17 protein-coding genes are annotated in these 15,543 nt (G+C 55.2%); 10 read left to right on the top strand and 7 right to left on the bottom strand.

What is annotated here, in order from left to right; translation table 11 throughout:
* Positions 1-117: 117 nt before the first annotated feature.
* Complete coding sequence (locus DF283_RS08135) at positions 118-384, top strand: hypothetical protein (RefSeq protein WP_303674263.1); 267 nt, start codon at positions 118-120, stop codon at positions 382-384.
* 7 nt (positions 385-391) lie between these two features.
* Here DF283_RS08135 and tsaD read toward each other — a convergent pair whose 3' ends face one another.
* On the bottom strand, positions 392-1,438 hold the full coding sequence (gene tsaD / locus DF283_RS08130) for a tRNA (adenosine(37)-N6)-threonylcarbamoyltransferase complex transferase subunit TsaD (RefSeq protein ID WP_303674262.1): 1,047 nt from the start codon (positions 1,436-1,438) through the stop codon (positions 392-394).
* A gap of 148 nt (positions 1,439-1,586) precedes the next feature.
* On the opposite strand from tsaD, the gene DF283_RS08125 reads away from it, so the two are divergent.
* The 3 genes from DF283_RS08125 (at position 1,587) to aroB (ending at position 4,593) form a co-directional block, all read left to right on the top strand.
* A complete protein-coding gene (locus tag DF283_RS08125) occupies positions 1,587-2,633 on the top strand; it encodes a tetratricopeptide repeat protein (RefSeq protein WP_303674261.1) in 1,047 nt (348 codons plus the stop codon).
* Between the two features lie 258 nt (positions 2,634-2,891).
* Positions 2,892-3,452 (top strand): shikimate kinase, encoded by a 561-nt coding sequence (locus tag DF283_RS08120; RefSeq protein ID WP_303674260.1) that lies wholly within the window; start codon positions 2,892-2,894, stop codon positions 3,450-3,452.
* The gene (gene aroB / locus DF283_RS08115) at positions 3,445-4,593 is read left to right on the top strand and encodes a 3-dehydroquinate synthase (RefSeq protein ID WP_303674259.1); all 1,149 of its coding nucleotides are present in this window, start codon (positions 3,445-3,447) and stop codon (positions 4,591-4,593) included. The genes DF283_RS08120 and aroB overlap by 8 nt, the downstream gene beginning before the upstream one ends.
* Before the next feature lie 3 nt (positions 4,594-4,596).
* Here the strand turns inward: aroB and DF283_RS08110 are convergent, their stop codons facing one another.
* The 3 genes from DF283_RS08110 to DF283_RS08100 form a co-directional block, all read right to left on the bottom strand.
* Positions 4,597-4,836, bottom strand: coding sequence for a hypothetical protein (locus tag DF283_RS08110; protein ID WP_303674258.1), 240 nt, complete (start codon positions 4,834-4,836; stop codon positions 4,597-4,599).
* A gap of 204 nt (positions 4,837-5,040) precedes the next feature.
* Complete coding sequence (gene recR / locus DF283_RS08105) at positions 5,041-5,637, bottom strand: recombination mediator RecR (RefSeq protein WP_303674257.1); 597 nt, start codon at positions 5,635-5,637, stop codon at positions 5,041-5,043.
* Positions 5,638-5,787: 150 nt separating this feature from the next.
* On the bottom strand, positions 5,788-6,135 hold the full coding sequence (locus DF283_RS08100) for a YbaB/EbfC family nucleoid-associated protein (protein ID WP_303674256.1): 348 nt from the start codon (positions 6,133-6,135) through the stop codon (positions 5,788-5,790).
* A 338-nt stretch (positions 6,136-6,473) separates the two neighbouring features.
* Between DF283_RS08100 and DF283_RS08095 the strand changes: the two genes are divergently transcribed.
* Complete coding sequence (locus DF283_RS08095; protein ID WP_303674255.1) at positions 6,474-7,319, top strand: tetratricopeptide repeat protein; 846 nt, start codon at positions 6,474-6,476, stop codon at positions 7,317-7,319.
* Between the two features lie 230 nt (positions 7,320-7,549).
* Positions 7,550-8,041, top strand: a complete 492-nt coding sequence (locus DF283_RS08090) for an ankyrin repeat domain-containing protein (RefSeq protein ID WP_303674254.1) — start codon at positions 7,550-7,552, stop codon at positions 8,039-8,041.
* A gap of 103 nt (positions 8,042-8,144) precedes the next feature.
* Here the strand turns inward: DF283_RS08090 and DF283_RS08085 are convergent, their stop codons facing one another.
* A complete protein-coding gene (locus tag DF283_RS08085) occupies positions 8,145-10,019 on the bottom strand; it encodes an ABC transporter substrate-binding protein (protein ID WP_303674253.1) in 1,875 nt (624 codons plus the stop codon).
* A 240-nt stretch (positions 10,020-10,259) separates the two neighbouring features.
* On the opposite strand from DF283_RS08085, the gene DF283_RS08080 reads away from it, so the two are divergent.
* A complete protein-coding gene (locus DF283_RS08080) occupies positions 10,260-10,436 on the top strand; it encodes a hypothetical protein (protein WP_303674251.1) in 177 nt (58 codons plus the stop codon).
* A gap of 235 nt (positions 10,437-10,671) precedes the next feature.
* Here DF283_RS08080 and DF283_RS08075 read toward each other — a convergent pair whose 3' ends face one another.
* Entirely contained in the window at positions 10,672-11,139 is a 468-nt protein-coding gene (locus DF283_RS08075) for a hypothetical protein (protein ID WP_303674250.1), read from the bottom strand.
* Between the two features lie 249 nt (positions 11,140-11,388).
* Between DF283_RS08075 and DF283_RS08070 the strand changes: the two genes are divergently transcribed.
* Positions 11,389-11,598, top strand: coding sequence for a hypothetical protein (locus DF283_RS08070; RefSeq protein WP_303674249.1), 210 nt, complete (start codon positions 11,389-11,391; stop codon positions 11,596-11,598).
* A gap of 9 nt (positions 11,599-11,607) precedes the next feature.
* The gene (locus DF283_RS08065; protein WP_303674248.1) at positions 11,608-11,961 is read left to right on the top strand and encodes a hypothetical protein; all 354 of its coding nucleotides are present in this window, start codon (positions 11,608-11,610) and stop codon (positions 11,959-11,961) included.
* Positions 11,962-12,228: 267 nt separating this feature from the next.
* On the opposite strand, the gene DF283_RS08060 is transcribed toward DF283_RS08065, so the two are convergent.
* A complete protein-coding gene (locus DF283_RS08060) occupies positions 12,229-13,164 on the bottom strand; it encodes a DUF429 domain-containing protein (RefSeq protein ID WP_303674247.1) in 936 nt (311 codons plus the stop codon).
* 167 nt (positions 13,165-13,331) lie between these two features.
* Here DF283_RS08060 and DF283_RS08055 point away from each other — a divergent pair, with 167 nt between their 5' ends.
* Positions 13,332-15,512, top strand: a complete 2,181-nt coding sequence (locus tag DF283_RS08055; protein WP_303674246.1) for a Tex family protein — start codon at positions 13,332-13,334, stop codon at positions 15,510-15,512.
* Positions 15,513-15,543: the final 31 nt, after the last annotated feature.

Below are 15,543 nucleotides of genomic sequence, written 5' to 3'. Positions count from 1 at the left end.
GGCCCGCACGGTAACAGTCGGCAAAAACGGGAAAACCCGGCATCCTCCAGAGCCCTGAGGCGGAGCTTCCGGTCTGCAATTTGAGGAAGCGACTTCCAGACGAGTGAAATCCAGCGCATGCACAACGTTGATAAGTCCTCTAACTTCAAATACAAATATTCCAAGCTCCCGCTACGACTGCGGCGCCTGACGGATGAAGCCGTCGAGATCATCCGGGAACATCCAACCGACTTTAAAAACAGAATCACCCACATCAGCAACCGCAAAGAAGGCGCGCTCTACCGGTTTCGGCAACCCGGCTGCTATTTGATCTATATCGTGCCAGAGCCGGAGGTAGAGGGAGAAGCGGTGACCATTATCATGATGGATCTCAAGGCCCTTTAATCGCGCTTTAGGAAGGTGCCATGACGGTTCTGGAAAATACCTCGTGCCGGATATCATCGGTAATGGGATTAACATAAGCCGATGCTGCCACCATGGCCGCGTTATCCGTGCAAAAGGCCAGTTGCGGCAGGTAGAGGTGAAAGTCGGGATTTTCCCGCACAAAGCGCTCAAAGCGGTGTCTTAATCCCCGGTTGGCGGAAACCCCACCGGCGATGGCAATGGTCTGGAGGCCGTGATCCCGGGCGCAGGAGATTGTTTTTTCAAACAGCGTTTCCACCACGGTATGCTGAAAGGAGGCCGCCATATCCCGCTGAAGCGCTTCAAGCCGGAGCGGCCCGTCCGTAGCCACATCCGCCCCAAGCTGGGTACGGGCCTTTTCAAACGCTCGGGTGGTGGCCGTTTTCAGCCCACTAAAGCTGAAATCGTAGGGGCCTTCCACCGTGGCTCGGGGCAGGGCAAAGGCCCCGGAGTTGCCCTGCGCGGCCAGTTGATCCACCACGGGGCCGCCGGGATAGGGCAATTCCATAAACCGGGCCACTTTATCGTAGGCCTCCCCCACCGCGTCATCCAGAGTGGTACCCACAATGCGCATGGAGGCGTAATCGTCCACAACAATGAGCTGGGTATGCCCGCCACTGACCAGCAAACACAGAAAAGGCGGCTGCAAATCGCTTTCCAGATAATTAGACGCCACGTGGGCGTAGAGATGATTCACGCCCAAAAAGGGCTTGCCGGTGATGAGGCTCAAGGTTTTGCCCGTGTTGGCCCCCACCAGCAAAGAGCCGATCAGCCCCGGCCCCAGGGTGGCCGCAAAGGCATCCACATCCGCCAGACGACACCCGGCTTGATCCAGCGCCGCCTGCAGGGCAAGGTTCACACTCTCGATGTGTTCACGGGCGGCCGCCTCTGGCACCACCCCGCCAAACTGGGCGTGAAGCGTGGCCTGGGAGGTGATAACGCTGGCCAGCACCCGGCGACCATTTTCCACGATGGCCACGGCAGTGTCGTCGCAACTGCTTTCCAGGGCTAAAATTTTTCGATAGGCAGGCATCATGTGGGTTTTCCGGCTTTCCTCAGCGCATTGGAAACAGCCATTTCCAGACCAGGATTCATCAGGAATTACACAAAGCCTGAACAAGGGTCTGGAACAGAGGCTGGATTTTAGGATACAATACACCTTACGTCAGGGATAGGCAGAACGCATGCAAATCAAGCGCATTTTTTCCAATCAGCCAAGCATCATTCGTCGGGCTATGCCTTGGATTACCTTGTTTTCCGTTTTTCCGGCCATTATCGTCGTTAATTTGCTTTTTTTAAAATACTTTCCGAGCCCCAACGCTCCCCGGAGCGACGCCCTCCAATGGACGGACGGCCTGAATCCCGCTCATATCCAGCCGCAATCCCTGTATATTTACAATACCAGAGACACCAACCAGCTGTTTGGTAACTTTTACTACACCCTGGGTACCCAATTGGCCGCCCGGGGGCAAATCAGCTCGGCTGAGACGATGCTGGCCAAGGCTGCCAAGCTCACGCCCAGCAATCCGTATGTGCATATGAATTACGGCATTGTGCTGGAGGCCCTGCAAAAAAGCGAAGAGGCCCTGAGTCAGTATCAGGAAGCGCTGAAGTACGCCCCCAAACTGGTGCAGGCTCACTACAGCATTGGCTTGTTACAGGACAAGCTGGGGCGCATTGATGCCGGGGTGGCCAGCCTTAAAAAAGCCCTGGAAATCACGCCGGACAACAATTTTATCAACTACGATCTGGGCGTACTTTACGCCAAGAAAGGGGATTACCCCAATTCAGCCATCTACTCCCAAAAGGCCTTTGAGGGGCAGGGCAGTGACTTTGCCGAGGCCTACAACAACTACGGCTACGCGCTGGCCCAAATGGGACGCTACAGCGAAGCGCTGGAAGCGGTGGAGCGCTCCCTGACGCTGAAACCAGACAGTGCGGCCACGCTGGACAGTAAAGGCTTTGCCCTGTACGGACTGGGACGCTACGAAGAAGCCCTGACCGCCTACAACGAAGCCCTCAAAATAGACCCCACCATCGGGGAAGTCTATCTGCACCTGGGCCAGACCCAGGAAAAGCTGAAAAAATACGAGCAGGCGGTAAAATCCTATGAGACATACCTGCAACTGACTCCGGACGCTTCTGACAAAAGCCAGGTGCAGGCCAAGATCGCGGAGGTCAGGAAGAAATGGATCGCCAATCCCCCCTCCTCAAGCAAGTCTCTCAAGTAGAAAACGCCCAAACAGCCCTAAAGTCAGGGCTCAGCGTGCTTGCCTGTGCTTTATTCATAGCCGGTGGTTTGCTTGTGACCCCAGCGGCCCGGGCAGATAGAAGTATTCAGGCACAAACAGCGGGCAGCAGTGTTGCGCCCCCTGCAAGCAACATTCTCGCCCCCGGAAAAACACAGGGCGGCGGCAATAACAAGCTCAATACGGGCCCAAAGGCCCAACCCAGGCCCACCATCCAGTCAATCCCCACTATCCAGCGACGTGAACCCATCAGCCCCAGATCCTAAAACGCTGAAACCCAGCCGCATTTACCTTACCGGCTTTATGGGAGCCGGTAAGTCCACCATTGGAAAAATTCTGGCCCAGCGCATGGGGTACCGCTTTTACGACACCGACCATTTGGTAGTGAAAGGCTTCCACAAGCCCATGTCCGCTATTTTTGCGGAAAACGGGGAGGCGGCCTTCCGCAAGGCGGAACTCATGGTGCTGAAGGAACTGGCCCAGCGCCATCAGGTCATTATTTCCACCGGTGGCGGCACGCTGGTGCGGGATGAAACCTTCCAGATTGCCCGCCAGAGCGGACAACTGATTTACCTGCGGGCCCCCGTGTCCGACCTGTATGAGCGGGTTATTTTCAGCCCCAAGGATCGCCCGCAAGTGGATGTCCCCGAAGAGGAAGCCACGTTCCGGGCTTACTTTGAACAACGCCGCCACTATTACGAGCAGGCCGACCTGACCGTGGACACCGTGCATCGCAAACCCGACGATGTGGTACAGGAAATTCTGCGGAAACTCAGTCTGGAGGCCCTCGATCATGCCTAGTCCCGCCGGTTTGGGCAACTCCAGCCACGCTCCCATTGCAGTGCGCTTAACCGGGGGAGAGTCCCGAGCGTATCCCATTATGGCCCAGGCAGGTCTCTTGTCCCAGCTGGGCCATGCCTGCCGACAACTGGGCGCTTTGGGCACAAAAGTCTTGATTCTGACCGATACCAACCTGCAAAACCGCTACCTGAGCCAAGTGCAAGACAGCCTGCAACAGGCCGGGTTTGAGGTGACGTCTCTGGTGCTGGACGCCGGGGAACGCAGCAAAAGTCTGGATCAAGCCCAGGGTGTTTACCAAACCCTGATCCAGCAAGGCTTCACCCGAAAAGACACCCTGTTGGGCCTGGGCGGTGGCGTGATTGGCGATCTGAGCGGTTTTTGCGCCTCCACTTACCACCGGGGCATGGCCCTGATTCATGTGCCCACCACGCTGGTGGCTCAGGTGGATTCGGCCATTGGGGGTAAAACGGCGGTCAATCTGGGGCAAATCAAAAACATGGTGGGCACCTTTTACCAGCCCAAAGCCGTTTTCACCGACACCGACACCCTGAACAGCCTCCCACCTCGGGAATTTGTAGCCGGGATGGCTGAGGTGATCAAATACGGCCTGATTGAAACTTCTTGCGATGGGCAAACCGGCTTTTTCGAGTGGCTGGAAGCCCATGCCAGTGATCTGCAAGCGGGCTTGCCAGCCATGATTCACCGGTGCGCGGCCATCAAGGCGGCCGTGGTCATGGCCGACGAGCTGGAAACCAGGGGGCTGCGCTTTTTCCTGAATCTGGGCCACACCTTTGGCCATGCTTACGAAACCCTGAGTGAATATGGCATTTTACACGGGGAGGCCGTGGCCATTGGCATGCGGCTGGCCGTTCGGTTGTCCGTGGCGCTGGGTCTGGTTGATGCCACCCTGTTACAGCGTCTGGATGCCCTGTATCAACAGGTGGGCCTGTCAGCGATCGTACAAAATGCCCCGCGCTTCCCGGCGACCGAAGTGCTGGCTGTGATGAAGCACGATAAAAAGAACCAGGACGGGGGCATCAAGCTGATTCTTCCCCATCAGACCATTGGACAGGTCATCGTACGGGATGACATTCCCGATGCCGCCATTCTATCGATTTTAAGCAATGAAACCAGCCCTTGACGTTTAAAGTCCATTCACCTCAACAGAACTCCGTCGGGGGTCGATGAGGGGCACATCGGTTTCCAAAATCTCCCGGGGAAACAACATTCGGCTGCGAAGGGCTTGCTGTTCGGCCAGACTGTGTAAACGCCATAAAATTTCCGCCAGATTTTCCGGCTTCCGGGCCGGGTCCTGAAGCAGTACCGGCTCCCTGAGCTGGAACTTATCCACGGCCACCGCTCCCGCCGGAGAGACGCATCCCATCAGCAGAGCGCCTATACAAAGCAAGCGCCACCCATTTCGCATCGGTCAATGACCCCTTCTGTTAATGCCCCACACATCCGCTTGTACCGTGGAGCTTTGGCCCGGCTTCCAGATACGTACAGTATAGCCAATTATCCCGGACTCCTGTATCGTCCGGTTGACGGGATTTTGTTCAACGAGCCCGAGCAATCACACCCCTGCGGGTTATACCGACTGTCGCCCCTGCAGGGCCCGGGTAATGGTCATGCTGTCGGCGTATTCCAGATCGGCGCCCACCGGCAAGCCAAAGGCAATCCGGGTCAGCTTGATGCCCAGCGGCTTGATCAGCCGGGACAGGTACAGGCTGGTGGTATCGCCCTCGATGGAGGGCGGCAGGGCCAGAATGACCTCTTCCACATCCGGGTTGGACAGCCGGGCCAGCAGTTCCTTGATTTTCAAATCCTCCGGGCTAATGCCCTCCAAGGGGGAAATGAGGCCTTGCAGCACATGATAAACGCCTTTGAACTCCCCGGTGCGCTCCAGGGCGTATAAATCCTTGGGTTCAGAGACCAGACAAATGGTCTGCTGCTTGCGATTGGGCTGCACGCACAATTCACAAACGCTTTGGGCGGACAGGTTGAAACACTGCTGGCAGTACCCAATCTTGTCCCGGGCTTCTAATAAAGCATCGGAGAAAGTACGCACATCCTCCGGGGGCTGCTTGAGAACATGAAAGGCCAGGCGCTGGGCGGACTTGGGGCCAATCCCCGGTAGTTTCTGAAACTCTTCAATCAGGCGGGCCAGCGGTAAGGTGTAACTCATGGGGGGGCTTTCACGGCAAATTGTTCAATACAAACCAGAGAGAATACTGTTCTTATTGTACCCAAGAAAGCCATGCCTGCGGAAAGAACGACTTTTCGCAGGCACAGCAACTGGGAAAACACTGGAAAAACCAGTAAGCGTCAGGACGATTTAGAAGCCAGGGAGTTTCAAACCGGGAATGTTCAGCCCGGCGGTGATTTTGGACATTTTCTGCTCCATGGTGTCGGTCACCTTGCTGCTAGCGTCCTTCAGGGCGGCCAACACCAAATCTTCCAGCATGTCCCGATCGCTCAGGGCATCTTCCTTGATTTTGACGGCGGTAAACTCGTACTTGCCGTTGCAGGTAATGCTCACAGCGCCACCACCGGCGGTTCCTGTAAATTCGGCCCGTTCCATTTCGGTTTGCACGTCCTTCATCTGGTCCTGCATTTTTTGGGCCTGTTTCATCATTTGCTGGATATTGAACATGGGGATGCCTTTCTCTGCACTCAAACTCAAAATCGGGAATGGACTCTGCTCTGACCTGCAAACAGGTCGGGAAAAGCGGATGAGCAAACCACTTACCCAATCAACTGCGGAAATTATACCCCAAAGGGCCCTCGGTTCCAAAAGCGCGGCCCTGCCCCTCACCGGCCGCTTAACCTGTTACAGCAATAACATGTAACAAGATCTTCAAACACTGATCCTTCGGCATCGATCCCTTGGACGATTCCAAGCGGAGGCCAAGCCCCTACAATAACAGTATCCCGCTGAGCGCAGGGCGCCCGTCCGGGTTTGTGGTGATATTCGTGGAATTGGTTAGATGACCCCTTCTCCAAGGGAGCTGTGGAATTACGATGAGCTTAAATGAACAGCGGCAAGCCACCCAACCGGGGCTTCGATACTCCAGCAAGCTGATGACCGCCCTGAACCGGTTTACCGGCGGGCTGGCCACTGAGGTGACCAACCCCTTGAAGGTCAAGTACGGCAAAGCCTACGACTACCTGATTTCAGGCGATACCCATCGCTACCGCGAAGAGATTGACACGGCCATCGCCCAGTATCGTCTGGCCCTGAAGCAACGTCAGGATTTTACGGAAGCCTACGTGGGCATTGCCAAGTGCCTGCGTCGCAAAGGGGATAGTCTGGGGGCCATTCAGTATCTGGATCAAGCCCTGTCCCAGAATGGTTTCCGCAAGGAATTGCATCAGGATATCGCCAAGTGCTACGCCGAATGCGGCTACACGGCCAAGGCCATTTACCACTACGAACGGGCTATCAAGCTGGATCGTCAATCCGTGGAAGCCCGCTTTGGCTTGGCGCTGGTGGTGGAAATGACCGAGGATTTTGACTACACCGTGCGCTTGTATGAGCAGATTATTGCCATTGAACCGGAATTTCTGCCCGCCTACAACAATTTGGGCAGCATCTTCATGCGACTGGGGCGCTATGATGAGGCTGAGGCCCTGTTTAACACACTGATTACCAAAGCCCCCGACTTTACCCGTGGGCATTTGGGGCTGGCCATTACTCTGGACAAAGCCGGAAAACGCCAACAAGCCATTGACAGCTATACTCAGGTTCTGCGGCTGCGTCCCAGTGGCAAAAACAGTGAGTTTATCGAAAAGCGCATTATCAACCTGAACGCCGAGTTGGGCCGGGTGAAATCCAGCAAAAACACCACTTTGGTACGTATTAAGTAGTGGCACGTACCAAGTGAACTGGGCATTTTGCCCACGGCTACAATCGGCAATAATCGGGATAAAAAATTGGGCAAGGCTGTGTCTCACAACAATAAGCGGCCTCTGCTTGCTGAAGCTGTTCTGGGTAGAGACAAACTGATAAACGGTTGTTTGCGGTTGTTCATGGCTTACTAGCATCAAATTGCTTTGACTTACGTTCGTAGTCATGTGCTACGTGAACGGAGTTTTTTATGTTGAATACAACCAACATCCATTTTGGAACGAGCCAAACCCAAAAGTATCAACTATCGCTTCATCAAGCTGCTGCAAAGGGCTACAGCTCCGTTGTCAGAGATAAAGCGGCCATGGAACCAGCTTCCATCAATTCAGCCGATGCGCATGGATTGACCCCACTGCATTGGGCGGCGAGTAAAGGACACGCAAAAACCTTGCAGGCGCTTCTGAATCCAGAGGGCAGATTATTGCGTATTACGCCCGATCTCAACGCCAAAGATCGCCAGGGAAAAACGCCGCTGCATTATGCGGCACGCTACGGACAGCCCAAGGCCATTGCTGTGCTAATTCAAGCGGGCGCTGATACAAAAATAAAAGATTATACGGGTAAAACCCCATTGGACACCGCGCGAAAGTTCGGTCAAACAGCCGCTGTTGAAGCCTTTGAGAACCCTGAAGCAATTAAAAAAAAGAGTTCGCTCAATCGTTTCTTCGGGTGCTTTGGATAAACTGCCGACCCTGGACTAAATCCTAATCATTGAAAACCGGGAGGCCAATGGGCGCTCCCGGTTTTGAGTTTAAGCGGTTCCAGGATTGAGAATTTTAGGACCGCTACTTTTCCTGAATCCAGACTTCTTCCAGATTGTGAAAGGCTTCCAGCGGGGTGGGGTCCACGTTCTGGATGCGGGTGCGTACCGCCAACACGTTCAACGGCGAGTACAGGTAAATAAAGGGAGCCTGATCGTAAACCACCTGCTGCAATTGGTCATAAATTTTGTGGCGGGCCTGCACGTCAAAGGTTTGGGAACCCTGCTCGATTAAGTCATCCAACTGCTTTTCCCACGGCAGGCGATCGCTGATATCGGTGGGCTTTCCCGCCTCAATCTTGCGCTGGTTGAACATGTGGATAGAGCCGTCACTCCGCCACACGTTGGCCCCACTGTGCGGCTCCAGCTGGCTGCCGGTCAGGCCCATGATCATGGCCTCCCAGCTGCCGTCCTTCAGGTTGCCAATGAGGACGTTAAAATCGATGGGCTTGAAGTTCACCTTCATGCCCAACTGGGCCAAATCCTGCTTGATATTGACCCCGATGGCCTCCCGCTCGGTGTTACCGCTATTGGTGTACAGATTAAACTCCACCACATGGCCCTGCTTGTCGTGCAAAATACCTTGTTTATCCCAGGTAAAGCCGCTTTTTTTGAGCAATTCCCGGGCGTAGGTGGGATCAGCTTCAAAGCCCTTGGCCAGTTTCTGGTTCAGGTAGATGGAGGCCAGCGCCTCGGAGGTGAACAAGGGCGCACCCACCCCTTTCAGGATGTTATCCACAATATCCTGCCGCTTGATGGTGTGGTTGATGGCCTGACGAAAATTCACATCCCGGAACCAGGCCGACTTGATGGGATCCACAAACGGCTTGCCCTGATCGTTCTTGCGGTTGTTCAGGTTGAGGGTCATAAACACCGTGCCGGAAGCGGGCCCCAGATTGTACAGGCTAAAATCGGGCTTTTTCAATTGCCGCAAATGGGAGAGCAAGTTGCCCGGCACGTTGTACACATCCACCTTGCCCTGCTCAAACTGCAAGCCCTGATTGTTCATGTCGCCCACAAAGCTCATGCTGTAGCGATCCATATAGGGCAGGCGACGGTTCTGGGCATCCACCATAAAAAAGTTGGGATTGCGCTTAAACACAGCCTTCTGCCGAGGCACGTAACTTTCCAGCAGCCACATGCCGCCGGATACAAATTTCTCAGGGGTCTTGGCCGCATCAGACACCCCCATAAAGGCAGAAAAGGCGGCATCCCCTTTGGCCACGACGGGCTTGAAAATATGGGCCGGGGCAATGCCTTCCCCCAGATTTCGCAGGAACGGGGCAAAAGGCTTGGCCGTCTTGAATTGAACGGTTAAATCGTCTAAAGCCTTAACTTCCGGGAACTTGCCGTCCACCAGCACCACATCCCGATGGCTGGCGTTACCCAAGCCGGCTTTGACAATCTCGTTCCAGGTGAACACCACGTCTTTAGCGGTCAAAGGCTGACCATCCGACCATTTCAGGCCCTTGCGCAAGGTGACCGTATAAGTCATCTTGTCATCGCCAATTTTCACGGATTTGGCCAGATAGGGAATGGGCTCCCCGGTGTAAGCGTCAGTGGTTACCAAACCAGCGTACAACATGCCGCCCAGAGTACTGGAAGTGGCATCCGTCGAGGCCCAGGGGTTGAATGTCTTGGGCCCGTCGCTGATCTGGTTATCATAAAACGTACCGCCAAACTGACCCACATGGCCCCGGGCCTGCATCAATTCGGCCCCATTTACCAGCACGGTTTGAAACGGCCCGCGTGGGGTCGGTTTTACACTGAGAATCGGCTTGCCCTCTCCAGCGATGCTTTTGCCATACCCAGCCGTGGAACCTCCCGGAGGCGGCGGGGCGCATCCCGCCATGGTTCCTAACACCATCACGATAGACAAAGCCGACAGGGTGCGTTTCATATCAATATACCGCCTCACAAGGACTAAAACGAAGATTCAAAGCCGACCCATTATAGCCTGAAAAGCCAGTGCTGACCAATCAGGCCGCTTTAAACACCGGGCATTGCACTTTTGGGCAGATGGCCTAGAATAAAGAATATAAAAACAAAAACATTGACCATCCGGTGGATGAGCGACCTTGAAGGATTTTCTACAATAAAAGTACGATCCAATTTACGTAACAAAGAGAGTGTGTGAAAGATGACCTTCCGAGAGCTGGCCTTCCAGGAGGATCTCAAGCTGTCCTCCGCCCTGCTGAACCAGGATCAGGACAAAAACGTATTCCAGGCGTTATTGGAAAATCAAAGCCCGGTGATGAAAGTGTGGTTTTTCATCATGCTCATTAATCTGGGGTTATTTTTAGTGGTCGTCCAGTAAACGGGTATTTTAGAGTTCAGCACCCGTTTTAAGCACAACGGGGTGCGCCCAGTGGAAACTTCAATTCAGGTGCAGCGCTATTGGTCATTCCCGCAACAGCAGGAGTCCATTGGACGCCGGTGGACGCTGGCGCTGGACTCTGTTCCCTCGCCAGTGGGGGTTACAGGGGGCAAAGCCCCCTTAAAAGCAATAGGAAGTGATGGAAAGATTCCGTTTGATTTAACTGCCTGACTTGCTAGGACTCAGCCACATAGAGCTTTATCACCACAGGCGCTTGCTGCTTAGTGAGAGTTAGCTGCAGATCCCACGGGCCTGCTTGCGGCAGTTGGGCTTCAATGTGATACACACCGCTTTGACCGGTCGTTTCAACGCTGGCCGGGATAGGCTGACTGTCACTGGCCAGCTTGGAACGACGGATGAACACAGCGCTGAGTTGCCCCTCCCAAGGGCTGCCAGAGGCCCGGCTTAGGATGTTGAGGGTCAAACGGCTGGTTTGTCCCGCTTTCAGGGGGGATGGCTGGCTTCGCCAGCGCAGCAGATAATCGGGGGTCTGAACTTCCTGAGTTTCTGTGGAATTTTTACTGGCGCTTTGGTTAAAACTGGGAATATCGCCACTGTTGATATTGGAGGCGGCGTTGGGAAACAGGACAAACACCAGCGCCGGAATGGTGCTGATCAGCAAAAAGATGATAAAAAACGGCATGTACTTTTTCATAGGCTCAGTCTAGATCAATCTCTGGCCAAGTTTAAGTGGGTTTCATCAAGTTGAGGACTTAAGGTGTAACAGCAGGCGAATGCGCATAGCGACCTGACTAATTTTCCTGAGCCTGCCAGGCGATTAAAATCGATAATCTGTTCGAACTTGTAAAAAACAAAGTTCATCGATATACTGATCGGTATACAGATTTCAAAAGGGTAATGGCTGTTATTAATAGATGGGAGTTGATGCACGATGGCGAACGCAATTTCTGAGAAAGAAACACACACCTGGCCGGAACTGGCCATTGGGTTGTACGACAAGCTGACTGGGCGTGGGGCCGAAATAACCTACCAGTTTGAAAATCTGGAAGTGTTTGTGCCCGCCAGCACCGCGCCGGATGCGTTGCAAGCCAAATGGAAAGTGAACGGCGTGGTGAAGATTACCACCCGCGACCAAAAGTAGGGCGGGCCCATGTTTGAGAATCTGCTGATTCAGGCTGATCTGGATATTGAGTTGGACAACGCCCAGCGGGTGCGCCTGCAATCCAGTCCTTCGCCGGACTTGAATGCGCCCGGTCTGAACATTCTGGAATTGAAAATTCCCAATGTGGTGGCCGGGGTCGCCTTGCTAAGGCAGGCCATGGCCCTGAGCGGACTGGCTACCGGCGGGCTGGATCAGCGGTTTTCTCAAATAAATACGGGGTTGGCCCAATGCAACACCCGGTTGGATGTATATTTCCTGAACCAGAAACTGGTGTCACTGGGGCAAGGGGGCAGCTCGCAAGTGCTTGAAAAGTTGCTGGCCGCTTTCCCGCAGGATCGTTAAGGCCGTCTGCAATCACGCAGTAACAAACGGGTACGGAAGGCAGCCTGACCTTAAAAATAAAAAAGACAGGCCGGGCATAATAAGAACCGTACTCACTTTAAGCACGCACGCATACGGTTCGCCTCGGCCTGTGCTTTATATGCTGATTGAATAAAAACAATAAATAACCCCAAATTGCCTGAACAACTTACCTGAATCATTTCAAAGGCCAGTCGTGCATCCAAAACAGACCCTCTTTAGTGTTCCCGTGGGCATTTTTGATGAGGGTTACTGTTTTTGCTTCAGGAAATGGGGCGGCACGGCAATCCAGCCCTCCTGAGCGTCTGGGGCAAGGGCTTCTGTGGCGTGGGGGATACCAAAATTTGCGTCTCGCTGAGTATAAGCCCAAGCGGCCTGTAGGGCGCAAAACACGGCATCCAGCGAATCTCCTGTAAAATCCTGCCACAGGGTGTCCGCATGCCCGTTCAGATCGAACGTTATGCCAAAATCTGCTTCCAGCCATTGGGCGCCCAGTTTCTGGATCATCTCTTTGCGGGTAAAGTCCTTGGCCGCTTTTTGGGCGGCGCTGGCAGGTGGGCTCTCATACTTATAGCCCTGCTTGGGGCAGAGCTGGCGGGCGATGAGGGCTGGGTAGCCTTCCACCACAATGCGGTGCGGATCGGCTTTGGCCCGTGAAGCGCCCTTCTTGCCCTGAGCCTGCTTGCTTTGAATGAGATGGCCCTGAAACGGCAGCACGGTTACCCCGGCCTCCAGCAACCGAAAAGCCCCCTGATAAAACATTTTACCCACCGGGGTGTAGTATATGGTCATGGGGCTACAGGCCCCGGCCAGCCGATCGATGGGCCGAAAGTGATGCTTTTTCCCGGCGGGCTGGTGGCGGCAGTAGTCGTTGATGGTCTGGCAAAACGCTTTGAGACTGAGTTTCTGGATGTGCCGCACCGACTTCGCCCAATCCGTGGGCCACTGCATGGCCGCCAGCCAACTGTGGGGCATGGACAAGGGGAAGTCCATGGCCGCCACCCAGGGGCCATCGGTGCTTAAAAACTGCTCAAATTGCTCGAAATCGGTCAATTTCAGGCATTGCCGCAGGGTCAGGGTTTGATGGTGAAAGGCACAGTCGGCCACCACAATGGGTTTTTTGGGGCTGGGGGCGCTGGTGAAGTCCACCCCGTAAATGGTCATGGGTTCGCTGGGTTTGCTCATGCTGACATTGAAGCACTTCCAGCTTGGTGCGCATAGTCCTGACTGGGGCGAGTTGACCTTATTGGGCCAGCGCTTTGTGTATAATAATGCGGCGGTCAGGTTGGAGAATGCCCCCTCATCTGTCCCTTGCCGCTTTCCGTTGCTTGTGTGTGTGAGAGCTTGAATTCATGAATGACGCCCTGATCAGTCGCCAAATTGCCCGGGAATTACAAGTGCAGGAGCGTCAGGTCAGCGCGGTGCTGAAGCTGCTGGAAGAAGGGGCCACCATTCCCTTTATCGCCCGTTACCGCAAGGAGGCCACCGGCGGGCTGGATGACGCGCAACTGCGCACCCTGGATGAGCGTTTGCAGTACTTACGGGATTTATCCAAGCGCCGGGAAGCCATTTTAGAGAGCGTGGCGGAGCAGGGCAAGCTGACCGATGAATTAAAGCAGGCTTTTGAAGCGGCCCAAACCAAGGCCCAGCTGGAAGATTTGTACCTACCCTTCAAACCCAAGCGTCGCACCAAGGCCCAAATGGCCCGAGAGGCGGGCTTGGCCCCCCTGGCCGAGCGGTTGTTTCAAAACCCCAACCAAGAGCCAGAAGCGGCCGCAAAATCTTTCGTGAACCCGGAAGCGGGCATCCCCGATGTGAAAGCCGCTCTGGAAGGGGCTTCTCATATTCTGGTGGAGCAGTTTTCAGAGTCTCCGCCTCTAATCGGGGCCTTGCGGGAATTGTTGTGGAACAGCGGGGTGGTGATTTCCACGGTGGTCAAAGCCAAACAGGCCGAAGCAGCCAAGTTCAGCGATTATTTCGATTACGTGGAACCCATTCGGGCCATTCCCTCCCATCGGGCCTTGGCCCTGTTTCGGGGCAAGCAGGAAGGCTTCTTGCGGGTCGCTTTAAAACCAGCCGCTCAAAAAGCGGATGTAGAACGAGCCACCGAGCAAATCGTGGGCCGCATTGCCCGGCATTTTAACTGGCGGCCGCAAAACCGCCTGGCCGACGACTGGCTGGCAGACTGTTTTCAAGCGGCCTGGAGTGATAAGTTGCTCCCCCATCTGGAAAGCGATTTAATGGCCCAACTGCGGGAGCAGGCGGAAGCGGAAGCCATTCAGGTATTTACCCGAAATCTGCGGGATCTGTTGCTGGCTGCGCCGGCGGGGCATCAGGTGGCCTTGGGGCTGGACCCGGGCTTGCGGACCGGGGTGAAAGTGGCCGTGGTGGACGCTACCGGCAAAGTGCTGGCCACGTCGGTGATTTATCCGCATCCGCCTCAAAATCAGGAGCAGGCCAGCATAGACGCGCTGGTGGCCTTAATCCGCCAGCATGCGGTGACCTTGGTCAGCATCGGCAACGGTACCGGCTCTCGGGAAACCGATCGGCTGGTGAGTACCCTGATGAAGCGGCACCCGGAGCTGAAACTGACCAAGGCCCTGGTCTCGGAAGCGGGGGCCTCGGTCTATTCCGCCTCGGCCTTGGCCTCTCAGGAACTGCCTGACATGGATGTTTCCCTGCGGGGGGCGGTGTCCATCGCCCGCCGTTTGCAAGATCCCTTGGCCGAGTTGGTCAAAATCGAGCCCAAGGCCATTGGGGTGGGCCAGTATCAGCACGATGTCAACCAAACTCGCCTGGAGCGGGGGCTGGATGCCGTGGTGCAGGATTGCGTGAACGCCGTGGGCGTGGATGTGAATACAGCCTCACCCGCCTTGCTGCGCTATGTGGCGGGCTTGTCTCCCAGTTTGGCCCAGTCCATTGTGGACTATCGCAATCAGAAAGGCGCTTTTGCCAACCGGGCGGCCCTTAAAAAAGTACCCCGACTGGGGCCCAAGGCCTTTGAGCAGGCCGCTGGCTTTTTGCGCGTCACCAATGGGGACAATCCGCTGGACGCCTCGGCGGTACACCCGGAGGCCTATCCGGTGGTGCAGAAAATCCTGAAGCAATCCGGGCGGGAGTTGCGGGCTGTGATTGGGGATAAGGCCTTTTTATCCAGCCTGAAGCCCACTGAGTTTACCGATGATCAATTTGGGTTGCCCACGGTGCGGGACATTCTGGCGGAACTGGAAAAGCCGGGCCGAGACCCCCGGCCAGCCTTTCAAACGGCCATTTTTGCCGAGGGTGTGGAAACCCTGAACGATTTAAAGCCGGGCATGCAGCTGGAAGGCGTGGTGACCAACGTGACCAACTTTGGGGCGTTTGTGGACATCGGGGTGCATCAGGATGGGCTGGTGCATATCTCCATGCTGGCCGATCGCTTTGTGAAAGACCCGCACAGCGTGGTGAAAGCGGGCGATGTGGTTAAGGTCAGCGTGGTGGAAGTGGACATTCCCAGAAAGCGCATTGCCCTGTCCATGCGGCAATCGTCATAAGCGCAGGTCTAGCGGCAAAGGTTGACAGCTT

The sequence above is a fragment of the Vampirovibrio chlorellavorus genome, assembly GCF_003149375.1.
GTDB lineage: Bacteria > Cyanobacteriota > Vampirovibrionia > Vampirovibrionales > Vampirovibrionaceae > Vampirovibrio > Vampirovibrio chlorellavorus_B.
The sequence above is the reverse complement of the archived record's forward strand: the minus strand, read 5'-3'. Positions and strand labels throughout refer to the sequence as shown.